This is a genomic window from Streptomyces sp. TE5632 (assembly GCF_054061295.1).
This window is the reverse complement of the sequence record NZ_JBSSEA010000003.1, coordinates 5,829,460-5,851,065: the sequence shown is the minus strand read 5'-3', so window position 1 is coordinate 5,851,065 and position 21,606 is coordinate 5,829,460. Positions and strand designations below refer to the sequence as shown.

At 73.0% G+C, this 21,606-nt stretch carries 21 protein-coding genes; 12 read left to right on the top strand and 9 right to left on the bottom strand.

All coding sequences use genetic code 11. The features are described 5' to 3' along the window. Window positions 1-91 precede the first annotated feature (91 nt). Complete coding sequence (locus tag ACVW19_RS31870; RefSeq protein ID WP_457463845.1) at window positions 92-1,516, bottom strand: PepSY-associated TM helix domain-containing protein; 1,425 nt, start codon at window positions 1,514-1,516, stop codon at window positions 92-94. 144 nt (window positions 1,517-1,660) lie between these two features. Here ACVW19_RS31870 and ACVW19_RS31865 point away from each other — a divergent pair, with 144 nt between their 5' ends. Continuing rightward, window positions 1,661-2,305 (top strand): peptide deformylase, encoded by a 645-nt coding sequence (locus tag ACVW19_RS31865; protein ID WP_457463844.1) that lies wholly within the window; start codon window positions 1,661-1,663, stop codon window positions 2,303-2,305. A 38-nt stretch (window positions 2,306-2,343) separates the two neighbouring features. On the opposite strand, the gene ACVW19_RS31860 is transcribed toward ACVW19_RS31865, so the two are convergent. Beyond that, a complete protein-coding gene (locus ACVW19_RS31860) occupies window positions 2,344-3,744 on the bottom strand; it encodes a dihydrolipoyl dehydrogenase family protein (RefSeq protein ID WP_457463842.1) in 1,401 nt (466 codons plus the stop codon). A gap of 221 nt (window positions 3,745-3,965) precedes the next feature. Here ACVW19_RS31860 and trxA point away from each other — a divergent pair, with 221 nt between their 5' ends. After that, entirely contained in the window at window positions 3,966-4,364 is a 399-nt protein-coding gene (gene trxA, locus ACVW19_RS31855) for a thioredoxin (protein ID WP_457463840.1), read from the top strand. A gap of 40 nt (window positions 4,365-4,404) precedes the next feature. Here the strand turns inward: trxA and ACVW19_RS31850 are convergent, their stop codons facing one another. The 3 genes from ACVW19_RS31850 to ACVW19_RS31840 all read right to left on the bottom strand — a co-directional run bounded on the left by ACVW19_RS31850 (window position 4,405) and on the right by ACVW19_RS31840 (window position 7,882). Next, the gene (locus ACVW19_RS31850; protein WP_457463838.1) at window positions 4,405-5,841 is read right to left on the bottom strand and encodes an aldehyde dehydrogenase family protein; all 1,437 of its coding nucleotides are present in this window, start codon (window positions 5,839-5,841) and stop codon (window positions 4,405-4,407) included. 186 nt (window positions 5,842-6,027) lie between these two features. Next, window positions 6,028-7,065, bottom strand: a complete 1,038-nt coding sequence (locus ACVW19_RS31845; RefSeq protein WP_457463836.1) for a LacI family DNA-binding transcriptional regulator — start codon at window positions 7,063-7,065, stop codon at window positions 6,028-6,030. A gap of 151 nt (window positions 7,066-7,216) precedes the next feature. Beyond that, window positions 7,217-7,882, bottom strand: coding sequence for a TetR/AcrR family transcriptional regulator (locus tag ACVW19_RS31840; RefSeq protein WP_457463833.1), 666 nt, complete (start codon window positions 7,880-7,882; stop codon window positions 7,217-7,219). A 176-nt stretch (window positions 7,883-8,058) separates the two neighbouring features. On the opposite strand from ACVW19_RS31840, the gene ACVW19_RS31835 reads away from it, so the two are divergent. The 3 genes from ACVW19_RS31835 to ACVW19_RS31825 all read left to right on the top strand — a co-directional run bounded on the left by ACVW19_RS31835 (window position 8,059) and on the right by ACVW19_RS31825 (window position 12,028). Further along, window positions 8,059-8,622: an NAD(P)H-dependent oxidoreductase gene (locus tag ACVW19_RS31835; RefSeq protein ID WP_457463831.1), complete on the top strand. Its 564-nt coding sequence runs from the start codon at window positions 8,059-8,061 to the stop codon at window positions 8,620-8,622. 428 nt (window positions 8,623-9,050) lie between these two features. Continuing rightward, on the top strand, window positions 9,051-10,571 hold the full coding sequence (locus ACVW19_RS31830) for a catalase (RefSeq protein ID WP_457463830.1): 1,521 nt from the start codon (window positions 9,051-9,053) through the stop codon (window positions 10,569-10,571). Window positions 10,572-10,837: 266 nt separating this feature from the next. Further along, complete coding sequence (locus ACVW19_RS31825; RefSeq protein WP_457463828.1) at window positions 10,838-12,028, top strand: CaiB/BaiF CoA transferase family protein; 1,191 nt, start codon at window positions 10,838-10,840, stop codon at window positions 12,026-12,028. Between the two features lie 53 nt (window positions 12,029-12,081). Here the strand turns inward: ACVW19_RS31825 and ACVW19_RS31820 are convergent, their stop codons facing one another. Next, window positions 12,082-12,741 (bottom strand): phosphoribosyltransferase, encoded by a 660-nt coding sequence (locus tag ACVW19_RS31820; RefSeq protein WP_457463826.1) that lies wholly within the window; start codon window positions 12,739-12,741, stop codon window positions 12,082-12,084. Window positions 12,742-12,928: 187 nt separating this feature from the next. Between ACVW19_RS31820 and ACVW19_RS31815 the strand changes: the two genes are divergently transcribed. Continuing rightward, the gene (locus ACVW19_RS31815) at window positions 12,929-13,381 is read left to right on the top strand and encodes a YbhB/YbcL family Raf kinase inhibitor-like protein (RefSeq protein WP_109382302.1); all 453 of its coding nucleotides are present in this window, start codon (window positions 12,929-12,931) and stop codon (window positions 13,379-13,381) included. An 81-nt stretch (window positions 13,382-13,462) separates the two neighbouring features. Here ACVW19_RS31815 and ACVW19_RS31810 read toward each other — a convergent pair whose 3' ends face one another. Then, entirely contained in the window at window positions 13,463-13,891 is a 429-nt protein-coding gene (locus tag ACVW19_RS31810) for a VOC family protein (protein ID WP_109382301.1), read from the bottom strand. 80 nt (window positions 13,892-13,971) lie between these two features. Then, on the bottom strand, window positions 13,972-14,847 hold the full coding sequence (locus ACVW19_RS31805; RefSeq protein ID WP_457463823.1) for an aminoglycoside adenylyltransferase domain-containing protein: 876 nt from the start codon (window positions 14,845-14,847) through the stop codon (window positions 13,972-13,974). Window positions 14,848-15,047: 200 nt separating this feature from the next. Between ACVW19_RS31805 and ACVW19_RS31800 the strand changes: the two genes are divergently transcribed. Together ACVW19_RS31800 and ACVW19_RS31795 are read left to right on the top strand one after the other, a co-directional pair. Next, window positions 15,048-15,485: a pyridoxamine 5'-phosphate oxidase family protein gene (locus tag ACVW19_RS31800; RefSeq protein WP_457463821.1), complete on the top strand. Its 438-nt coding sequence runs from the start codon at window positions 15,048-15,050 to the stop codon at window positions 15,483-15,485. Between the two features lie 81 nt (window positions 15,486-15,566). Then, window positions 15,567-16,013 carry a type II toxin-antitoxin system PemK/MazF family toxin gene (locus ACVW19_RS31795; RefSeq protein WP_457463819.1) on the top strand — a complete coding sequence of 149 codons (447 nt, stop codon included), beginning with the start codon at window positions 15,567-15,569 and terminating at the stop codon, window positions 16,011-16,013. On the opposite strand, the gene ACVW19_RS31790 is transcribed toward ACVW19_RS31795, so the two are convergent. Next, on the bottom strand, window positions 15,967-16,872 hold the full coding sequence (locus ACVW19_RS31790) for a TIGR02452 family protein (protein ID WP_457463818.1): 906 nt from the start codon (window positions 16,870-16,872) through the stop codon (window positions 15,967-15,969). The genes ACVW19_RS31795 and ACVW19_RS31790 overlap by 47 nt on opposite strands. Window positions 16,873-17,143: 271 nt before the next feature. Here ACVW19_RS31790 and egtA point away from each other — a divergent pair, with 271 nt between their 5' ends. From egtA to egtD, 4 genes are read left to right on the top strand one after another with little or no spacing between them, the layout of a single operon-like run. Beyond that, window positions 17,144-18,499: an ergothioneine biosynthesis glutamate--cysteine ligase EgtA gene (gene egtA / locus ACVW19_RS31785; RefSeq protein ID WP_457463817.1), complete on the top strand. Its 1,356-nt coding sequence runs from the start codon at window positions 17,144-17,146 to the stop codon at window positions 18,497-18,499. Further along, window positions 18,496-19,824, top strand: coding sequence for an ergothioneine biosynthesis protein EgtB (gene egtB / locus ACVW19_RS31780; RefSeq protein WP_457463815.1), 1,329 nt, complete (start codon window positions 18,496-18,498; stop codon window positions 19,822-19,824). Before egtA ends, egtB begins: the two co-directional genes overlap by 4 nt. Further along, window positions 19,824-20,627: an ergothioneine biosynthesis protein EgtC gene (egtC, locus tag ACVW19_RS31775; RefSeq protein WP_457463813.1), complete on the top strand. Its 804-nt coding sequence runs from the start codon at window positions 19,824-19,826 to the stop codon at window positions 20,625-20,627. Before egtB ends, egtC begins: the two co-directional genes overlap by 1 nt. Beyond that, complete coding sequence (gene egtD, locus ACVW19_RS31770; RefSeq protein WP_457463812.1) at window positions 20,624-21,586, top strand: L-histidine N(alpha)-methyltransferase; 963 nt, start codon at window positions 20,624-20,626, stop codon at window positions 21,584-21,586. The genes egtC and egtD overlap by 4 nt, the downstream gene beginning before the upstream one ends. The last annotated feature ends 20 nt before the right edge of the window (window positions 21,587-21,606 follow it).

Sequence of the window (21,606 nt, the reverse complement as noted above, 5' to 3'; positions counted from 1 at the left end):
AGGACGGCGGGACGGCAGTCGCGCGGGCCGGTGCCCGGTTCCTCCCGGAGGGAGACCGGCACCGGCCCGCGCGGTTCCCACCGCCTCCCGGTTACGGCGTCCGCGCCGTTCCGGCGCGTTCGCCTCCCCCGTACGTCCGCCGTCCCCGCCGGTGAGCGATCTCCCCGAGGACGATGTCGACGGCGAGGAAGGCGGCCAGCGGGATGCCGAGCAGCGGGACGAAGTAGCCCAGTACGGCGATCACCGCCAGCAGCGGGACGAGGATGTACGGCGGCACCTGCTGCCAGGCACCGCGTGGGATCGGCCGGCCGAAGGCCGAGCCCCGGCCCCGCTGCCACCACATGCGGTAACCCCACAGGATCAGCAGGATCAGCGTGGCCGCGAGCAGCATCAGCGCGATCTGGTTGGGCAGGCCGAAGAGGCTTCCGGTGTGCAGGTCGATGCCCCAGCGGCTGAGCTTGGCGAGCACCGGGTAGTCGGCCCACCGTACGACGTCGGTGACCGCGCCGGTCGCCGGGTCGACGGCGACCGCGTCCTGCTTCTCGGGCCAGCTGCGCTGCACCTGCTTCACGACGTACGCGGAGGCCGCGTCGGCGGGCGGGACGATCTCCACCGGGTCGCCGAGGCGCTCGGCCCGTGCCGCCGCGAGGACCTTGTCGGGGCCGACGCCGTGCTCGGCGTCGCCCCCGTGTCCGCCCGCCGCGCCGTGCTCGGCGTGTTCGCCGCCCGCGGCGGCCGACACCGTGGGCGTTTCCTGGCCGAGCGAGGCGCGCAGGTCGGCGACGGTGGCACCGGTGTAGGTGGACCAGGTCAGTCCGGTCGCGGAGAGGAAGATGAAGCCGGCCGCGGCCCAGGCTCCGATGCCTCCGTGCAGGCCCAGAGTGCGCCGCCGGCCACTGGTGCCGCGGATCTTGCGCAGCGCCCGCCGGCGGGAGAACCACAGCACCAGACCGCCGGCGGCGATCACCCACAGCCAGCTGGCCGCGAACTCGCTGTAGAGGCGGCCCGTTTCACCGAGGTGCAGATCGCGGTGGAACTCGTCGAGCCAGGTGCGCAGGGGCAGCGCACCGGTGGAACCGTACTGCTCCAGCGCGCCGCGCACCTCCCCGGTGTACGGGTCGACGAACACGGCGAGGGTGTGGCCCGGGTCCACTCCCGGCACGCCGGACAGCATCACCCTGGTGGTCGCGTCCGCCTCGGGTGCGGGCCGGATCGCGGAGACCGCGCCCTCGGGGTGCGCCTCGCGGGCGGCGGCCACCTGCTCGGAGATCGGCAGTGCGCGGTCGCCGACGGGGACGGTCAGCTCATGGTCGTAGACGATCTTCTCGACCTGGAAGGACGCGGCGTACAGCAGGCCGGTGAAGGCGGCGACGAGCAGGAACGGCGCCACCACCACGCCCGCGTAGAAGTGCAGGCGCAGGATCAGGGGGCGCAGGGTGGGCCAGCCGGATCCGGACCGTGCGGGGGCGGGGGGTCGGGGGGCCTCGTCCGTGGTGGTCGAGGGAGCGGTGGTCATCGGTGGGCTTCTCCCGGGGCGTCTTGGCAGCCGTGGTACTGCTCCAGTCGTCGGGGCGGCGGGGCCGTCAGTTCCCGGACTGCGCGTGTGAGCTGAGTCACTCAGCGGAACGGGGGTGTCGTGGACACGTGTCATCCTGGCCCGATGGGAACTCCGAACGATCGTGCGCCCCTCGCCGAGCGCGTCGAGCGACTCCTCGCCGGTGAAGGGCCGTTGCCCATCGTCGCGGCCGGTGATCCGGTTCTGCGGCAGGCGTCCGAGCCCTTCGACGGCCAGTTGGACCCCACGCTGCTGGCCCGGTTCGTCGAGGCGCTGCGGGTCACCATGCACGCCGCGCCGGGGGTCGGCCTGGCCGCGCCGCAGGTGGGGGTGGGGCTGCGGATCGCGGTGATCGAGGATCCGGCGCCCGTCCCGGACGAGGTGCGGCTGGCGCGCGGCCGGGTGCGGCAGCCCTTCCGGGTGCTGGTCAACCCGGTCTACGCGCCGGTCGGCGGCGAGCGGGCGGCGTTCTTCGAGGGCTGCTTGAGCGTGCCCGGTTACCAGGCGGTGGTGGCGCGGCACGCCGAGGTGCGGCTGACCGGGCAGGACGAGCACGGGCGGACGGTGGACGAGGTGTTCGGCGGCTGGCCCGCGCGGATCGTGCAGCACGAGACGGACCACCTCGACGGCACGCTCTATCTCGACCGGGCCGAGCCCCGCTCGCTCTCGTCCCACCAGGCGGTGGCGGAGCGCTGGTCGCAGCCCACAGCGGAGGCGGCCGCGCGGGCACTGGGCTTCGAACTCCCGTAGGTCCCGGTCGCCCGCCTGCGGCCCGCTCTCCCGGTGACTCAGGTGCTGTCCCGGTATGCCTCCAGCAGTCGGAGCCACGCCTCGCTGATCGTCGGGTACGACGGGACCGCGTGCCACAGGCGGGCGACCGGGACCTGGGCGGCGACCGCGACGGTCGCCGAGTGGACCAGTTCGCCCACTCCGGGGCCGACGAAGGTGACGCCGCGCAGGGTCTCGCTCTCGAGGTCGACGACCATGCGGGCGCGGCCCTTGTAGTTCTCCCCGTACAGACCGGCGCCGGCGACCGAGGACAGGTCGAGGTCGACGGCGCGGACGCGGTGCCCCGCCCGTTCCGCCTCGGCCAGGGAGAGGCCGACCGAGCCCGCCTCCGGGTCGGTGAACACCACCTGGGGTACGGCGTCGTGGTCGGCGGTGGCGGCGTGCGCGCCCCACGCCTCCGCGGCGACGGGCCCCCCGGCGGCGCGCGCGGCGATGGCGGCGCCCGCGACACGGGCCTGGTACTTGCCCTGATGGGTGAGCAGGGCACGCCGGTTGACGTCGCCGACCGCGTAGAGCCAGTCCTGGCCGGTCACCCGGAGGCTGTCGTCCACGGTGAGCCAGGATCCGGGTTCCAGACCGACGGCCTCCAGGCCGATGTCGTCGGTGCGCGGGGCACGGCCGGTGGCGAAGAGGATCTCGTCTGCCTCGATCCGCTCCCCCGTGTCGGTGACGACCACGACGGCACCGTTCTCCCTGGTCACCGAGGTGACGGAGGTACCGGTACGGAGATCCGCGCCGGCCTCGGTGAGCGCCTCGGCGACCAGTTCTCCGGCGAAGGGCTCCATCCGGGACAGCAGGCCCTTGCCGCGTACCAGGAGCGTGACCCGGGAGCCGAGCGCCTGCCAGGCCGTGGCCATCTCGGTGGCGACGACACCGCCGCCGACCACGACCAGCCTGCCGGGCACGGCCTTGGCGCTGGTGGCCTCCCTGCTCGTCCACGGCGCGACGTCGGCGAGTCCGGGCAGCGGGGGCAGCAGCGCGCGGCTGCCCGTGCAGACGGCGACGGCGTGCCGGGCGGTGAGGACGCGCCGCGTTCCGTCGCCGGCGGTGACGGTCACCGTGCGCGGGCCGGTGATCCGCCCGACGCCGCGGTGGAGTTCGACGCCGACGCTCTCCAGCCACTGGACCTGCCCGTCGTCCTTCCAGTGCGAGGTGTACTCGTCCCGGTGGGCGAGGACCGCGCTCGCGTCGAGCGGCCCCTGCGCCGACCGGCTCAGGCCGGGGGTGCGGCGGGCGTCGGCCCGCGCGAGAACGGGACGCAGCAGGGCCTTGCTGGGCATGCACGCCCAGTAGGAGCACTCGCCGCCGACCAGTTCGCTCTCGACGATCGCGGTGGTCAGCCCTGCCGCGCGGGTGCGGTCGGCGACGTTCTCCCCCACGGGCCCGGCGCCCAGCACCACGACGTCGTAGTCCGTGGACTCCGGTTCCGCCGATCCTTTCGACCCCGTCGGCCCTGTCGGTCCTGTCGGTTCCGTCGGTCCTGTCGGTTCCGTTTGCCTCATGGGGTCAGTCTGGTGGGTGGTGTGCACGGTGGCCACATGGGTAGGGGCGCGGAATACGTGACCCGGCCGGCCGTGTTGTGCGGATGGCTCGACCCGACATCAGGAAGAGGAAACACGCCATGAGCAGCACCGTGGAGCTCACCAAGGAGAACTTCGACCAGCTGGTCACGGAGAACGAGTTCGTTCTCATCGACTTCTGGGCGTCCTGGTGCGGGCCGTGCCGTCAGTTCGCTCCCGTGTACGAGAAGGCGGCGGAGGACAACCCGGACCTGGTGTTCGGCAAGGTGGACACGGAGGCGCAGCCGGAGCTGGCCGCGGCCTTCGACATCCGGTCGATCCCGACGCTGATGATCGTCCGCGATCAGGTGGCCGTGTTCGCCCAGCCGGGTGCCCTGCCCGAAGCCGCGCTGGCGGACGTCATCGGGCAGGCCCGGAAGCTGGACATGGACGAGGTCCGCAAGTCGATCGCCGAGCAGCAGGCGAAGGCCGGCAGCGAGGCGGGGAGCCAGGGCCAGTGACCGACCGGCCCCGGCTCGGTTCCTTTCGGAACGGGACCTTCTAGAACGGGTACTGCGCGACGTCCCCGCGCACGGTGGTCCAGCGCACCTCGGTGAACGCGTCCAGGTTGGCGTCGCCGCCGAAGCGGGACCCGGTGCCGGAGGCGGCGACGCCGCCGAAGGGGGCCACGGCCTCGTCGTTCACGGTCTGGTCGTTGATGTGCACGATCCCCGTCGGGATCCGCTCCGCCAGGTCCAGCCCGCGTGCCGTGTCGGCGGTGACGATGCCCAGCGAGAGGCCGTAGGGGCTCGCGGCGGCCAGGGCGGCGGCCTCGTCGGCGTCGCTGAAGGACCGTACGGGTGCGACGGGGCCGAAGACCTCCTCCGTGTACGCGGGGGTGTCGTCGCCGGTGTCCGCGAGGACGGTGGGCCGGTAGAACAGCCGGTCGTGGGTGCCGCCCGCGGCGAGTTTCGCGCCGCCGGCGGTGCTGGACTCGACCAGGGCGTGGACCTTGTCGAGTTGTCCGCGGTCGATGAGCGGGCCGAGGTGGACCTGGTCGCGGTGCGGGTCGCCGACGGCGAGTGAGTCCGCCTTGGCGGCCAGCCGTTCGACGTACTCGTCGTAGAGCGAGGCGTGCACCAGGTGACGTCCGGTCGTCATGCAGATCTGGCCCTGGTGGAAGAACGATCCCCAGGCGGCCGTGGAGATCACCGCGTCGAGGTCGGCGTCCTCCAGCACGATCAGCGCGGAGTTGCCGCCGAGTTCCAGGTGGGCCCGCTTGAGGTGACGGCCCGCGGCCTCCCCGACGTGCCGGCCGGCACCGGTGGATCCGGTGAAGGAGATGACGGGGATGCGCGGGTCGGCGACGAGTGCCTGACCGGTCTTTGCGCCGCCCGGCAGGATGTGCAGCAGTCCCTCGGGCAGCCCTGCCTCGGCGAACACCGCGGCGAGCGCCAGTCCGCCGCAGACCGCGGTGCGCGGGTCCGGTTTCAGGACGACCGCGTTGCCGAGCGCGAGGGCCGGGGCGACGGAACGGATGGACAGGATCAGCGGCGCGTTGAACGGCGCGATGACGCCCACCACGCCCACCGGCACCCGTCGGGTGTACGACAGCCGGGGCCCTTCGGTGGGCAGTACCTGACCGGGCGGGCGGGAGGCCAGGGCCGCGGCCTCGTAGCACTCCTGGGCGGCGACGTGCAGTTCGAAGTCCGCCTTGCCGGGGATGTTGCCGGCTTCGCGGACCAGCCATTCCCGCAGTTCACCGGCGTGCGCGGCGAACAGGTCGCCGGCCTTGCGGAGCACCGCGGCACGGACGAAGTGCGGGGCCTTCGCCCACTCGCTCTGGGCGGCACGGCCCGCTTCGGCGGCGGCCCCGACGTCCTCACCGGTGGCGAGGGTGACGGTGGCCAGCTGTTCGCCGGTGGCGGGCTCCGTGACGGTGTGGTCGGGCCCCGTAAGGCTGCGGGGCTGCCAGGTCGTGGGGTCGAGCAACGGCATGTGTGGGCTCTCCGATCGGTCACCGGCGCACCGCGCGAGCGCGAGCCCGGCTGTCCTTCCGCGTACCATTTGGTTGAGCAGGCAACATCCTAGTCACCGTCCGGACGGTTCGGCTTCCCCCATCGTCCGACGGTGCGACCGGGCCTCGCATGCGGCGCGGGCGGGTGCCCGGCACACGAACGGGCCTCAGCTGGACTCGCGCTGGACCACCGACGCCCCCAGCACCTTGTGGGCCTCGGGTGCGGCGGCGGGATCGCGCACCGCGCGGTCGACGAGTTCGGCGAGTTCCCGGCCGGACGGCAGATCGAGGTGGACGGTGGTCAGCCGGGGCCGCAGCAGCCGGCCCAGCATGAGGTTGTCGGCGCCGACCACGGCCGTCTCCTCCGGGATGCGGACGCCGACGTCGTCCAGGGCCCGCATCAGCAGCATCGCGTACTCGTCGTTGTAGGTGAACACGGCGTCGAGGCCGAGGTCGCGCCAGCCGGCGGCGAGCCGCGCGGCGGCGCCCTCGTCGTGGGCGAGGGGCAGTTCGGTGACCGTCGCGTCGGTGCCGCGCAGCGCCGCACACACGCCGGCCAGGCGGGGCGCGGAGAACGCACCCAGACCGGGCTCGCGCGGGACGACGACGCCGATGCGGCGCCGACCTCGGTCGAACAGATGGGCGCCCGCGCTGTGGCCGACGACGTCGTGGTCCATGAGCAGGGCGTGTGCGCCCTCGACGGACTCCGGGCCGAGGGTGATCACGGCACGCGCTCCGGAGCGTTTGAGCACGGCGACGCCCCGCGGGCCGAGCCCGGAGCCGGGGACCAGCACGGCCACGGGGCGCAGTTCGGCCCAGGCACGGGCGGCCTCGTCGTCGTGCACTCCGACGGTGCCGTACTGCACGACCGTGTAGTCGAGGCGGCCGAGCGCCACCTGGAGGTCGTTGACGAACTGGCTGTAGACCGGGCCGACCGGGAAGGCCGGGGCCGGCATCAGCACCATGCGGCTGTGGCCGGCCCGTAAGCTGCGGGCCGCCGCGTGCGGCACGTACCCGAGTTCCCTGGCGGCGTCGCGGACGCGGCGGCGGGTGGGCTCACTGATCCGGACGGCCTCGGCGTTGTTCAGGACGTAGGAGACGGTCGCGCGCGAGACGCCGGCCAGTCGGGCCACGTCGGCGCTCGTGGGCACGGCACGCGGCAGTGCGACGGATGCGGGCGCGGGTGGGTTCGGTATCTGCACCATGACGCAACGCATCCTTGCAGAAGCGCGAACGGGCCCTGCAGCCGGGGGAGTTGAGAACGTCGCAGCACGATTCCGTCCCAGTTCAGGGCACCCCGGCCGTGCGGTCGGGGTGGTGCGCTCCGGACTGTGCGGCCGCGGCGCGCCGGCCCGGTCAGCCGGGGGAGGTCACGGAACCCGTCACGCGGTCGACGAGGTCCACCCACGCGGCTTCCAGCCTCTCCATCTGCATCCCGCGCTGCTGGGTCAGGTGGTGGACCAGGGCGGGGTCGAGCGGCGCCATCAGGGTGTGGGCGAGGAGTTCGCAGTCCGCGTCGGGGACGGCCTCGCGCAGCAGCAGCGACACATGGTGGATCAGCACACGGCGGGGCGGGTTGGTGAAGCGGCGGTCGGCGCACGGTTCGGCGGCGAGCTGCAGTTCCAGTTCGTCGGCCGTGCGGCGCAGCAGGGCGAGGCCGAACGCCCGCAGGCGCTCCGCGGGCGGCGCTCCCGGCCCCAGCGGCGGGGGTCCGGTGAGGAAGGCGGCCTGGAACTTCTTCTCGGAGTGGTCGAGCAGTGCCGACAGCAGTCCGGTGCGGTCGCCGAAGCGCCGGAAGACCGTTCCCTTGCCCACCCGGGCCGCCACGGCCACCGCCTCCATGGTGAGACCGTCCGCGCCGCGTTCGGCGACGAGGAGAGCGGCGGCCTCCAGCAGTCGGGCGCGGTTGCGCGCCGCGTCGGCTCGCAGGCAGGGCTCGTCGATCTCGCCGCCGAGCTGCGGCAACTCCTGCGGCTCGACGGGCTCCTGGGATATCGGGGCAGGCGGCGGCACGGCGGACATGAAGCCAGGGTAAAGCATCGGGAAGAAAATGGACCAGGGTCCGGTTAGGATGCTAGAAAAGAAAACGGACCTCGGTCCGGATTGTTGCGGCGATGTTTCGTCACGCCGTCGCGTCCGGCCGTCGCACCCCGTGTTCCACCCGTGTTCCACCCGTATTTCACCCCCCAGGAGTTCGCATGTCCGTCCGCATCCTCGCCCTCGTCGGCAGCCTCCGCGCCGGTTCGCACAACCGTCAGCTCGCCGAGGCCGCGGTGAAGCTCGCGCCCGAGGGCTCCGACGTGGCGCTCTACGAGGGTCTCGCGGAGATCCCCTTCTACAACGAGGACATCGACGTCGAGGGCAGCGTCCCCGCCGCCGCCACGCAGCTGCGCGAGGCCGTGGGCAGCGCCGACGCCCTGCTGCTCTTCACACCCGAGTACAACGGCACGATGCCGGCCGTCCTGAAGAACGCCATCGACTGGCTGTCCCGCCCGTACGGCGCCTCCGCCCTCGGTGACAAGCCCGTCGCCGTGATCGGCACCGCCTTCGGCCAGTACGGCGGCGTCTGGGCGCAGGACGAGGCCCGCAAGGCCCTGGGGATCGCGGGCGGCAAGGTGATCGAGGACATCAAGCTCTCGATCCCGGGCTCCGTGACCCGTTTCGCCGAGGTCCGCCCCGCCGACGACGCCGAGGTCGTCGGGCAGCTGACCGAGGTCATCGTCGCCCTCAACGGCCACGCCACCGCACCGGCCGCCGCCTGACCCACCCCGCACGACCGCGTCCCGAAGGGGCCGAAGCCGTCTCGACGACGGCTTCGGCCCCTTCGGCCGTGGTGCCCCTGCTCCGGGGGCGCCCCCGCACGGCCCCTCTCACGTTGCGCGCTTCGGCCCGCGGCGGAGACTGGTGACGGACGATGTCACGGCGGGGTGCCACCTGCTTCTTCCCCGGCGTCACGGGCCGTGGTCGAAGGCCCGGCCCACACCGGGACACCGCCGGGCCGGGGCCCGGACCGGATTGGTGCGGTCTCTCCGGGGCACGCGTCCTACCGGGACCGAGCAGTCCGGGGCTCAGGAGCAGCCCCGGGGCCGGTATGCCACGGCCTGCGGACAGGGCCGAAGAGACCTTGGTCGTCCCGCCTCCCTGTCGCGCGGAACCCGGCACGCCGCCACCGAACGACGAAAGGCAGCCCATGACAGACACCCCGCCTGCCACCACGACGGACTCCGGCGCCCCGGCGGAGAGTGACGAGCACTCGCTCACCGTAGGCCCCGGGGGGCCGATCCTGCTGCACGACGCCTACCTCATCGAGCAGATGGCGCAGTTCAACCGGGAGCGGATCCCCGAGCGCCAGCCGCATGCCAAGGGAAGCGGCGCCTTCGGCCACTTCGAGGTGACTCACGACGTGAGCGCCTACACCAAGGCGGCCGTCTTCCAGCCGGGCACCCGCACCGACCTGCTCATCCGCTTCTCGACCGTCGCGGGCGAGCGCGGCAGCCCGGACACCTGGCGCGACCCGCGCGGCTTCGCGGTGAAGTTCTACACCAGCGAGGGCAACTACGACATGGTCGGCAACGACACGCCGGTGTTCTTCGTCAAGGACCCGATGAAGTTCCAGCACTTCATCCGGTCGCAGAAGCGCCGGGCGGACAACAACCTGCGCGACCACGACATGCAGTGGGACTTCTGGACCCTCTCGCCGGAATCCGCTCACCAGGTCACCTGGCTCATGGGAGACCGCGGCATCCCGCGGACGTGGCGCCACATGAACGGCTACTCCTCCCACACGTACATGTGGATCAACGCCGAGGGTCAGAAGTTCTGGGTGAAGTACCACTTCAAGACGGACCAGGGCATCGAGTGCTTCACCCAGCACGAGGCCGACCAGATGGCGGCCGCCGACACCGACTACCACATGCGGGACCTCTTCGAGCACATCCGCGACGGCGAGTATCCGAGCTGGACCCTGTACATGCAGATCATGCCGTACGAGGAAGCCGCGGACTACCGGTTCAACCCGTTCGACCTGACCAAGGTGTGGCCGCACGGCGACTACCCCCTCATCCCGGTCGGCCGCATGACACTCGACCGCAACCCGACCGACAACCACGCCGAGATCGAGCAGGCGGCCTTCCAGCCCAACAACCTGGTCCCCGGCATCGGCCCGAGCCCGGACCGCATGCTGCTGGCCCGGATCTTCTCCTACGCCGACGCCCACCGCCACCGGATCGGCGCCAACTACCAGCAGCTTCCGGTGAACGCCCCGGTCGTCGACGTCCACAGCTACTCCAAGGACGGCGCGATGGCCTACCGGAAGACGACCGATCCGGTGTATGCGCCGAACTCCAAGGGCGGTCCCGCGGCCGACACCGAGCACTACGGCACTCCGCCCAGCTGGGAGGCCGACGGGGCCCTCATGCGCACCGCCTACGTCTCCCATCCCGAGGACGACGACTGGGGCCAGCCCGGCACCCTGGTGCGCGAGGTCATGGACGACGCCGCGCGCGACCGGCTGGTCGACAACGTCGTCGGACACCTCCTCAACGGCGTGACCGAACCCGTCCTCGAGCGCGCCTTCCAGTACTGGACGAACATCGACGAGAAGATCGGTGCCCGCATCGCCCAGGGCGTGCGGGCGAAGGCGGGCGAGAAGGACCCCAAGGCCGCCGAACAGGGCAATCCGGCCCGGCGCACCATGCAGGAAAAGGCCTGACGCCTTCGGCGAAGGGCGAGTGGGCGGCTTCGGGTTCCCGTCCGTGCGGGGCGTGCGTCACACGACGCACGCCCCGCACCTGTCTCCGCACCGCCGGGGCCTGCCCGGCTGTTCGAACGGCCTTCGGGCGACGGCCGTCGGCGCCAGTTCCCGTAGTTCGCGCAGGGCGGCCCCGACCGCCGGGCGGGCGTGGCGCCGAACGGGCCGGGCGCCCGTTGACAGGCCGCCCACCTCGGCCGTATTAATCGGGGAGGTGAGCGGAAGGCGTGGACGTGCAGAGACATCCCCTGTCCGGGGTCACAGTGGTCAGTCTGGAGCAGGCCGTGGCCGCGCCGTACGCCACCCGTCAGCTCGCCGACCTCGGCGCCCGTGTGATCAAGGTGGAGCGGCCGGGCGAGGGAGACTTCGCCCGTCGCTACGACACCACCGTCCACGGTCACTCCAGCTACTTCGTGTGGCTCAACCGCTCCAAGGACTCCCTCACGCTGAACCTCAAGGATCCGCGGGGCCGGGAGATCCTGCACCGACTCCTCGCCGGTGCCGACGTGTTCGTGCAGAACCTGGCACCGGGCGCGGCCGGCCGGCTCGGCCTGGGCACCGACGAGCTCGCCCGGCGCCACCCCCGGCTGATCCCCTGCACCATCTCCGGCTACGGCACGACCGGCCCCTGGGCCGACCGCAAGGCGTACGACCTGCTGGTGCAGTGCCAGACGGGCCTGGTGTCGCTGACCGGAACACCGGACGGCACCGCCCGGACCGGCATCTCGGTGGCCGACATCGCCGCCGGGATGTACGCGTACAGCGGTGTCCTCACCGCGCTGTACACCCGCGCGACCACCGGCACCGTCCACCCCGTGGAGGTGTCGCTGTTCGAGGCGCTCGCCGAGTGGATGGGCCAGCCCGCCTATTACACCCGTTACGGCGGCACCCAGCCCCCGCGGCTGGGCACCCGGCACGCCACGATCGCCCCGTACGGGACGTACCCGGCCGCCGACGGGCGCGAGGTGCTGTTCTCCATCCAGAACGAGCGCGAGTGGGCGGCCCTGTGCACGGAGTTCCTGGGCCGCCCCGAGCTGGCCGAGGATCCCCGCTTCGGCACCGGTTCCGCCCGGGTGGCGCACCGCGAGGAACTCGACGCCGTCATCACCGAGCGCTGCGCCCGCTCCGGCGCCGAGGAACTGCTGGAGGAACTGGAGGCCGCCGGCATCGCCTGCGCCGGGGTCAACGACGTCGCCACCTTCCTCGACCACCCGGTCCTCGCCGCCCGTGACCGCTGGCGCGAGGTGGCCGTGCCCGGAGCGACCGTTCAGGCCCTGCTTCCGCCGGCCGACCTCGCGGGCCTGCCGCCCCGCATGGACCCGGTACCGGCCGTCGGCGAACACACGGAGGCGATCCTCACCGAACTGGGCCACTCCCCCGCCGACATCGACACCCTCCGCGCGGACGACGTCGTCTGAACGGATGCCGTTGCCCGAGTGGGCGCGAGCGGACGACGGCGTCCGCTCCACGCCTACGAACCGGGCGCCCCTTGGCGCCGGTGCAGCGCCGTCAGCACGTCCTCGTCCGTCAGCTGGTCGAAGTCCGCGTACCACTCACCCACGGCCATGAAGCCGGCGGGTCGGTGCGGACAGACCACCTCGTCGGCCTCGGCGCGCATCCGTTCGACACTCTCCGGGGAGCCGACCGGGACGGCCAGCACGACCCGGGCGGGTGCCTGACGCCGTACGAACCGGAGCGCGGCGCGGGCCGTGGAACCGGTCGCCAGGCCGTCGTCGACGACGATCACGGTACGTCCCCGCAGCTCGGGGGCGGGCCGGCCCCGACGGTAGAGCTGTTCACGGCGTCGCAGTTCTACGCGCTCCCGCTCGACCACGGAATCGAGATCGGCCTCGCTCAGGCCCAGCGCCCGCAGGGTCGACGGATCGAACAGGGGCACCTCGTCACCGGCCATCGCACCGACGCCGACCTCCCGGTGGAAGGGGGCACCGATCTTCCGGACGACGAGCACGTCGAGCGGCGCCTCGAGCACCTCGGCGACCTCGTGGGCCACGGGGACGCCGCCGCGGGGCAGGGCGAGGACGACGGCCTCGGGCAGCGCGCCGTCACCCTGCATCCCGCGCAGCCTCTCGGCGAGTTCCCGGCCGGCTTCCCGCCGATCACGGAACAGCATGACGGACGCCCCTCTCCGCACCGGTCTCCGCACCGGTCTCCGCACCGGTCTCCGCACCGGGGACGGCTGCCCCGGTGCGGCTCCCGCGTACCCCCTCCCGGATGGTCCGAAGCACGCTCCGTCCGACGAACCTCCCACGCCGGTGCGGGAGCGCATGCCCGGAGGGCGAGGGGGTACCCCGGGGCGCATGACCGGTATCGACATCGGCAGTGACGCCTTCAACGACCACACGTTCATCGCGCGGCGGCACGCGTACGAGGCGGCGAACGTCTCGCCGCCGCTGGCCTGGAGCGGCGTGCCGGACGACGCGGCGGAGCTGGTCCTGCTGTGCGAGGACCCCGACGCGCCGTCGGGGACGTTCGTGCACTGGATCGTCGTGGGCATCGACCCGCACAGCGGCGGCGTCGGCGCGGGGCAGAGTCCGCCGCGGGGCACCGCACTGGTCAACGGCTACGGGGAGCGCGGCTGGGGCGGGCCGCATCCGCCGCCCGGGGACGACGCGCACCACTACGTCTTCCGGCTCTACGCCCTCGCCGAGCCGTGTGTGCTGCCCGACGCGCCCCGTGCGGAGCAGGTGCACGAGGCGGTGGACAGGGCTCGGATCGCCGACGGCACCCTGGTCGGGTTGTACCGGCGCTGAGCCCTCCGCCGGGTCTCACCGGCGGGGACCGCGGCCGGGGCGGGTGAGACGGCTCGCAGCCCGCCCCGGCCGGCCCGGTGCTCAGAGCGCTCCGGGGACTTCCTCCGTGACGCCGTTCAGCGGTGACGCCGGGTCGCTGCCGTAGGGACGGGTGATCACTTCCAGGCCGTGTCCGGCCGGGTCGGGGAAGTACACACCGCGTCCGCCGTCATTGCGGTTGATCCGGCGCGGGTGCCGACCGTGCGGATCGGCCTGGATGGGGACCCCGGCGTCCACGAGCCGGCCGAGGATCGGGCCGAACTCGTCCTCGGAGACGAGGAAGGCGTAGTGCTGCACGGGAATGTCGGCGTCGATGGTCGCGAAGTCCAGCGTGACGCCGTTGGCCGTCGTCACGGGCAGGAACATTCCGGCCGGTTCGCCGACCTCCAGCCCCAGGATCCGGGCGAGGAAACGGGCGGACTTCTCCCGGTCGCGGGTCAGGACAATGGTGTGGTTGAACTCGACTGACACGGTTTCAATGCCTCCACGGGCATCCGCGGCGCCTCCATGCCTCACCCTGCCGGTGACCGACACGCGATGCCGCACGGGGATCATAGGCAGCCCCGTGGGCCGTCGTCGAGGTGCCCTCCGCCACCCGCCGCCCACAGGGCCTCCGTGGCCTCGTCGACGCGGGCGGCCACATGGTCCAGGAAGCGGCGCACGTCGGCGGCGGGCAGCGGGAGCGCGGCCCCACGGGGGCGTTCGAAGCTGTGCAACGCGGCCTCGACGAGGGGCCGGAAAGCAGTCTCGGAGCCGGCGACCGCCTCCGCCGCCCTGCGCTTGGGAAGCCACTGGTCGGCGCGGCAGAACACCAGGGAGCGGCAGCCGTTGAGCACCCTGTTGTCCGCCAGGTGGCCCTCGCCGTCGGCGTGTTCGCGGACGGAGGCCCGCAGCGCGGTGAGCAGTGCGGCGCGGGGCGGTTCGGCGATCGCCTCCCGGGCCGGCCTGCCGAACAGCGGACGTCCGGCCCGGGAGGCGATGGAGAGGTCGATGACGTACCAGAAGTCCGCGGACTCCCCCGGGTCGAAACTCACCTTCTCCGGCAGCTCCGCCCCGGTGTTGAGGTCCAGCAGGTAGCCGGCCCCGCCCTCCCCCGCCCCGGCGGCGATGTCGGAGGCGTGGACGACCAGTTCCAGCCCGGCCGCGGGACACGGCAGCGCGGAGTGGCTGAGTGTCCCGGCCAGTTCGTGCAGCGCCCGGCCGGGCAGGGACGGGTCCACCACGACCATGACGTCGACGTCACTGCGCCCGTGCAGGTAGTCGCCGAGGGCGACCGAACCGATCGCGAGGACGCTCACCAGGTGAGAGTCGCAGACGGTGCGGATGCGGTGGACCTGCTCCTCCAGATAGGGACGGAGCTCGGCGGGCACGGGCTGCCGGGAGGCGGGAGGGCCGGGAGGGCCGGGAGAGGCGGGGGTGCGGGCCATGTGCTCAGTGTCACCCGGCGGAAAGCGCCCCTCGCCCCTCGCCTGCCGCACGTCGCCCGGCGCCGTACGGCAGGGCCCGGCCGTCCCTGCCGGACCCCACCGGCCCCCGGAGTACCCACCGGGACCGTTTTCAAGCACCGGTGGCTCATCAGGGCCGTCCGGCCCTAGCCCTGGTGGCTTCCGCCGCCGACGATGGACCGATGTTCCAGAGCGATGGCTTCCGCGCACTCGATCGCCAGGAGTGCCTGCGCCTGCTGGCCAAGGTGCCGGTGGGTCGCGTCGTGTACACCCGGCAGGCGCTGCCTGCCGTCCTCCCGGTCAACTTCTCCCTGGACACGGACTCCTCCGTGCTGCTGTGCACCTCGCGGGACTCCGACCTGGTGCGCGCGATCGACGGTGTCGTGGTGGCCTTCGAGGCCGACGACTTCCAGGCCGAGATACGGGCCGGCTGGAGCGTGGTGATCACCGGCCGGGCCGCCGTGGTGACCGACCCCGCCGAGCACGAGCGGCTGCTGCGGAACGGTCCCGACTCCTGGATGCCGATGCGGGACGGGGTGTTCGTACGGATCGAGGCCGGCATGGTCTCGGGGCGGGAACTCACGGGCCTGGGCGTGCGCGGCACCGCGCCGACCACCTGAGACCGCCGCGCCACCGGGCCACCGGCCCGGTGGCGCACGGCAGTTGATCACGGCCCTGGGGGTATCCCGTACGGTACGCCCGTGACCGAGTACAGCACTGAGGAAGCCCCGGGGCGCTTCGGCCCCACCGCCACCGCCGAGGCCGGGCCCGGCGATGTGGGCCGGGTGCGCACGGAATACTCGCCCGCGCACGACGGTGACCCCGATCCCGGGGAGATCGTCTGGACCTGGGTGCCCTATGAGGAGAACGACGGCCGGGGCAAGGACCGCCCGGTGCTCGTCGTCGCACGTGAGGCGGCCGGGACCGTCCTCGCCGTGCAGTTGTCGAGCAGGCGGCGCGAGGGGGACCGGGACTGGGTACCGATCGGCAGCGGGCCGTGGGACCGGTCGGGCCGGGATTCGTGGGTCGCCGTCGACCGGGTGCTGCGGCTGCACGAGGACGGCATGCGCCGTGAGGCCTGTGCCCTGGACCGGATGCGGTTCAATCTGGTGCGTCACCGGCTGCGGGAGCGGTACGGCTGGAGCTGACCGCCGCCGTGTCCGCCACCAGATCCGCGAACGTCCGGTCGAAGGCCGTACGGATCGCGCCCTCGCGCGTGCGGTCCAGAATCCCGAAGACCACGTACTCGAAGGCCCCCGCGAACCGGCCGCCCGGCTCCAGCAGCGCCCGGAACGCGCCCGCCACCCGCGCGGGGTCGTTGCGGAAGACCCCGCAGCCCCAGGCGCCCAGCACCAGCCGCCGGTAGCCGACCGCCGCGGCGGTCTCCAGCACCCGCTCCGCCCGGACGGCCAGGGCGCCGGGCACCTCGCCCGCGCGCTCCGGTACCGTCCGGAGGATGACGCCCGCGTTCGGCGCGGGCGAGGTGAGGAAGCCCGCCCGGAACGGCTCCTCGAGGAGCCGGCCGCGGTCGTCACGGAAGACGGGCACGGCGGGTGAGTGAATCACCCGGTCGGAGTAGAACGGGTCACGGTGGGTCCGGTGGTGGTCGTAGTACTCGGGGGCCCGCAGCAGGCAGGTGTGGAGCGCGGAGGCCCGGCACAGCGCCTCCTCCTGGGCCTGCGCGCCGTTGAGGTAGCCGCCGCCGGGGTTCCTCGCGGAGGCGAAGTTCAGCACCGCCGGCTCCCGAAGCGGTCCGCCCGGCTCCGCGTCTCCCGCGAGCCGGCGCGCGGCCTCCAGGCTGCTCTCCCCGGTGACCTCGATCCGAGTCCTGACCGGAAAGGCCCGCTCCGGAACCCGCACCGGCTCCGGCCCGTACGTCCGGGTCCCGTCCCGGGCCGCCCGGACGGCCGCCGCGAGGCGCACCTCGCGGCCGCTCGGAGCGCGGTAGGTCCCCGCCGCCACGATCTGCTCGGTCTCGCGCGCGATGCCGCGCAGGCGCGCGCTCACGCCGCGACCCCCGTACGCTCCGTGACCGCGCGCCCCACGGCTGCTCTCGTCGACATCCCCACCGGCTCCCCCGTGATCTCCCCCGTCGTGCCCGTACGAGCATCGTGAGCGATGCTGGTGAGGCGACGCAACGGAGTTTCCCCGCACCCGGGACGCCCCAACGGGCGCCCTTGTGCGGAGCGTCGCGAGGGTTTTGGGTGGACGAGTTGCAGCCGGACGGGACCGAAGGACCCCGGCCGGCGACATGGTGGTATCTCAGGAGGATCCCCACATGTCCGATTCGACAAGTGGCCATACCGGGCCACATCCCGCCGTCACCGAAGCCGAGGTGGATGCGCTGGTCCGCGGCATCTGCTTCAAGACCGGACCGCCGCACCGCCTCGGAGTCGAGGTGGAATGGCTCGTCCACGAGTTGCGTGCCCCGCAGCTCCCCGTGACATCCGAACGACTCGAAGCGGCCTACGCCGCACTGCGGACCGTGCCCCTGAGTTCGGCGCTCACCGTCGAACCCGGCGGCCAGCTGGAGCTCAGCTCGCCGCCCGCCGCCTCCCTCATGGAGTGCGTCGACACCGTCCGCGCCGACCTCGACGCCGTCCGCGCGGTACTGCGCGAGGACGATCTCACTCTCGTCGGTCTCGGCCACGATCCCTGGCACACACCACGCCGGTTCCTGCGCGAACCGCGCTACGACGCCATGGAGGCCTGCCTCGACCGCACCGGCCCCGCCGGCCGCGCCATGATGTGCACCTCCGCGTCCGTGCAGGTGTGCCTGGACGCCGGGTACGAGGAGCCCGGCCCCCTCGGTCATGTGCGGCGCTGGTGGCTGGCGCACCAACTCGGCGCGGTCCTGGTCGCCGCGTTCGCCAACTCCCCGCTGGCCGGTCACCGGCCGACCGGCTGGCTGTCCACCCGGCAGCTGCGCTGGGCGCAGATCGGCACCGGTCGCGCGGGCGGCCCCGTGCTGGACTCCGATCCGCGCGCGGCCTGGACCCGCCACGTCCTGGACGCGCCGGTGATGTGCGTACGACGCGACGGCGGCCCGTGGCACGTGCCGAAGGGGCTGACCTTCCGTGAGTGGACCAGGGCCAGGGCGCCCAGGGCGCCGACCCGGGACGATCTCGACTACCACGTGACGACGCTGTTTCCGCCGGTCAGGCCGCGCGGTCACCTGGAGCTGCGGATGATCGACGCCCAGCCCGGTGACGACGGCTGGATCGTGCCGCTGGCCGTGACGACGGCGCTGTTCGACGATCCGGAGGCCGCCGAGACCGCCTACCGGGCGGTGAAGCCGCTGGCCGAACGGACCCACGGGATGCCGGCACCGCACAATCCGTTGTGGCGGGACGCGGCCCGTGGCGGCCTGTCCGATCCGGAGCTGCGCGAGGTGGCCACCGCCTGCTTCGCCGCGGCGCTGCGGGCGCTGCCCCGGCTGGGTGCCACGGCCGAGGTCGTGGACGCGGTGGCGGCGTACCGGGACCGCTATGTCGCCCGGGGCCGCTGCCCCGCCGACGAGCTGCTCGACACCCTGCGCGGCGGTGTCGCCGTCCGCGCCGACGGCACCGCCGTGTCCGGCACGCGCACGCACCCGCACGGAGCGCCTCCGCACGGGAAGGACCCCCGCTCATGACCGACCCCGCCCTCGACGCCGAAGCCCTGCGCGAGCGCGCGGTCGCCGCGCTGATCACCGCGCGCGACCGGACCACCCTGCTGACCAGCTGTGTCGACGAACCCGAGCTGACCGCGCAGCACTCGCCGCTGATGTCGCCCCTGGTGTGGGACCTCGCCCACATCGGCAACCAGGAGGAGCAGTGGCTGTTGCGGGCCGTCGCCGGGCAGGAGGCGATACGGCCCGAGATCGACAGTGTCTACGACGCCTTCGAGCACCCGCGTGCCGAGCGGCCGCAGCTGCCGCTGCTGCCTCCCGAGGAGGCCCGCCGCTACGCCTCGGACGTGCGCGGCCGGGCGCTGGACGTGCTGGAGGGCACCGCGTTCCACGGCGAGCGACTGACGGAGGCGGGCTTCGCCTTCGGGATGATCGCGCAGCACGAACAGCAGCACGACGAGACGATGCTGATCACCCATCAGTTGCGCAAGGGGTCGCAGGCTCTGACCGCTCCGGACCCGGAGCCGGTGCCTCTGTTCACCGGTCCGTCCGAAGTGCTGGTTCCCGGCGGTCCGTTCACCATGGGCACCTCCGACGAGCCGTGGGCCCTGGACAACGAACGCCCGGCACACCGGCGTGAGGTGGCGCCGTTCCGCATCGACACCACCCCGGTGACGAACGCCGCCTACCAGGCGTTCATCGAGGACGGCGGCTACGACGACCCGCACTGGTGGACCGCGGAGGGCTGGACCCACATCCGCCGGAACTCCGTCACCGCCCCGCTGTTCTGGCACCGGGACGGCACGTCCGGCGCGGGGCGGTGGCTACGGCGCCGCTTCGGTGTCACCGAGGCCGTACCGCCCGACGAGCCCGTGCTGCACGTGTGCTGGTACGAGGCCGACGCGTACGCGCGCTGGGCCGGGCGCCGGCTGCCCACCGAGGCCGAGTGGGAGAAGGCCGCCCGCCACGACCCGGTCGGCGACCGTTCGGCGCGCTACCCCTGGGGCGACGCCGAGCCCGGCCGGCTCCACGCCAACCTCGGCCAGCGGCACCTGCGTCCCGCGCCCGCGGGAAGCTATCCGGCCGGTGAGTCGCCGCTCGGGGTACGCCAGTTGATCGGTGACGTGTGGGAGTGGACGTCGAGCGACTTCCTGCCGTACCCGGGGTTCAGGGCGTTCCCGTACAAGGAGTACTCGGAGGTGTTCTTCGGGTCTGAGTACAAGGTGCTGCGCGGCGGTTCGTTCGCGGTGGACGCGGTGGCCTGCCGGGGCACGTTCCGCAACTGGGACCATCCCGTCCGGCGGCAGATCTTCTCCGGCTTCCGCACGGCACGCTCGGAGAGCGTCTGATGTGCCGTCACATCGCTTACGTGGGCCCCGAGGAACCGCTCGGACGGCTCCTCGTGGGCCCGCCGCACGGACTGTACCGCCAGTCGTGGGCACCCCGGCGCCAGCGGTACGGAACGGTCAACGCCGATGGTTTCGGCGTGGGCTGGTACGCGCCGGGGGACCCGGTGCCGGCCCGGTACCGCAGGGCCGGACCCGTCTGGGCTGACCTGTCGTTCGCCGATCTCGCCCGGGTCGTCCGCACCCCGGCGCTGCTCGCCGCCGTGCGGGACGCGACCCTGTCGGGCGCGGACGGTGAGGCCGCGGCGGCCCCGTTCGCCGCGGGGACCTGGCTGTTCAGCCACAACGGTGCCGTGCGGGGCTGGCCGGGCGCGCTCGCGCCGCTCGCCGGGTCCCTGCCCGCCGAGGACCTGCTGTCGCTGGAGGCCCGCAGCGACTCCGCGTTCGTGTGGGCCCTCGTGCTCGCCCGGCTGCGCGCCGGGGAGCCCGAGGGGCAGGCGCTGGCCGGCACCGTGCTGGAGGTCGCCGCGGCGGCCCCCGGCTCCCGGCTCAACCTGCTGCTCACCCAGGGCGACACCGTCACCGCGACCGCGTGGGGCGACACGCTGTGGTACCTCGCCCGGCCGGGCGGCGGCACCGTCGTCGCCTCGGAGCCCTACGACGACGATCCGCACTGGCGCGAGGTCCCCGACCGCACGCTGCTGGCGGCGAGCCGCACCGACGTGCTGCTCACCCCGATCGAGGAGCCGGGCGAGGTCCTGGCACCCACCGACCCATCGGCACCCCTGAAGGAGCTCCGCACGTGAGTCCGTTCCTGCTGACCCGCACCCTGCCCGAGGACGCCACCGACGCGGCCCTGCGCGCCGACGTCCTCCAGGGCCTGACCGGCAGGCCGAGGACGCTGCCGCCGAAGTGGTTCTACGACGCGTACGGCAGTGAGCTGTTCGAAGAGATCACCGAGCTGCCCGAGTACTACCCGACGCGGGCCGAACGCGAGATCCTGCTCGCCCGCTCCGGTGAGATCGCCGCGGCGGCCGGTGCCCGCACCCTGATCGAACTGGGCTCCGGTTCCTCGGAGAAGACCCGCCACCTGATCGACGCTCTGACCGGACTGCACACCTACGTCCCCGTCGACGTCAGCGAGAGCGCCCTGACCCGGGCGGGGCAGGCGCTCGTCGCCGAGCGGCCGGGCCTGGCCGTGCACGCGCTGATCGCCGACTTCACCGGCCGGATGACGCTGCCCGACACCCCGGGCCCGCGCCTGGTGGCGTTCCTCGGGGGCACGATCGGCAATCTGCTGCCCGCCGAGCGGGCCGCGTTCCTGGCCTCCGTCCGCGCGCTGCTCGCCCCGGGCGACGCGCTGCTGCTGGGCACGGACCTGGTCAAGGACGAGAAGGTGCTGGTCCGGGCGTACGACGACGCGGCCGGGGTGACGGCCGCCTTCAACAAGAACGTCCTGACCGTGATCAACCGGGAGTTGGGTGCCGACTTCGATCCGGCCGCCTTCGACCACGTGGCCGTGTGGGACGCCGAGCGCGAGTGGGTCGAGATGCGGCTGCGCTCGCGCGCGGCGCAGACGGTGAAGGTGCCCGCGCTCGGTCTCGCCGTCGACTTCGACGCGGGCGAGGAACTGCGCACCGAGGTCTCGGCGAAGTTCCGCAAGGAGGGAGTGCGGGAGGAACTCGGTTCAGTGGGGCTGGAGTTGACCCGGTGGTGGACGGACGAGGAGGAGCGGTTCGCGCTGTCGCTGAGCATGGTCCGTTGACGTGGGGGGGGCTTGTTCCC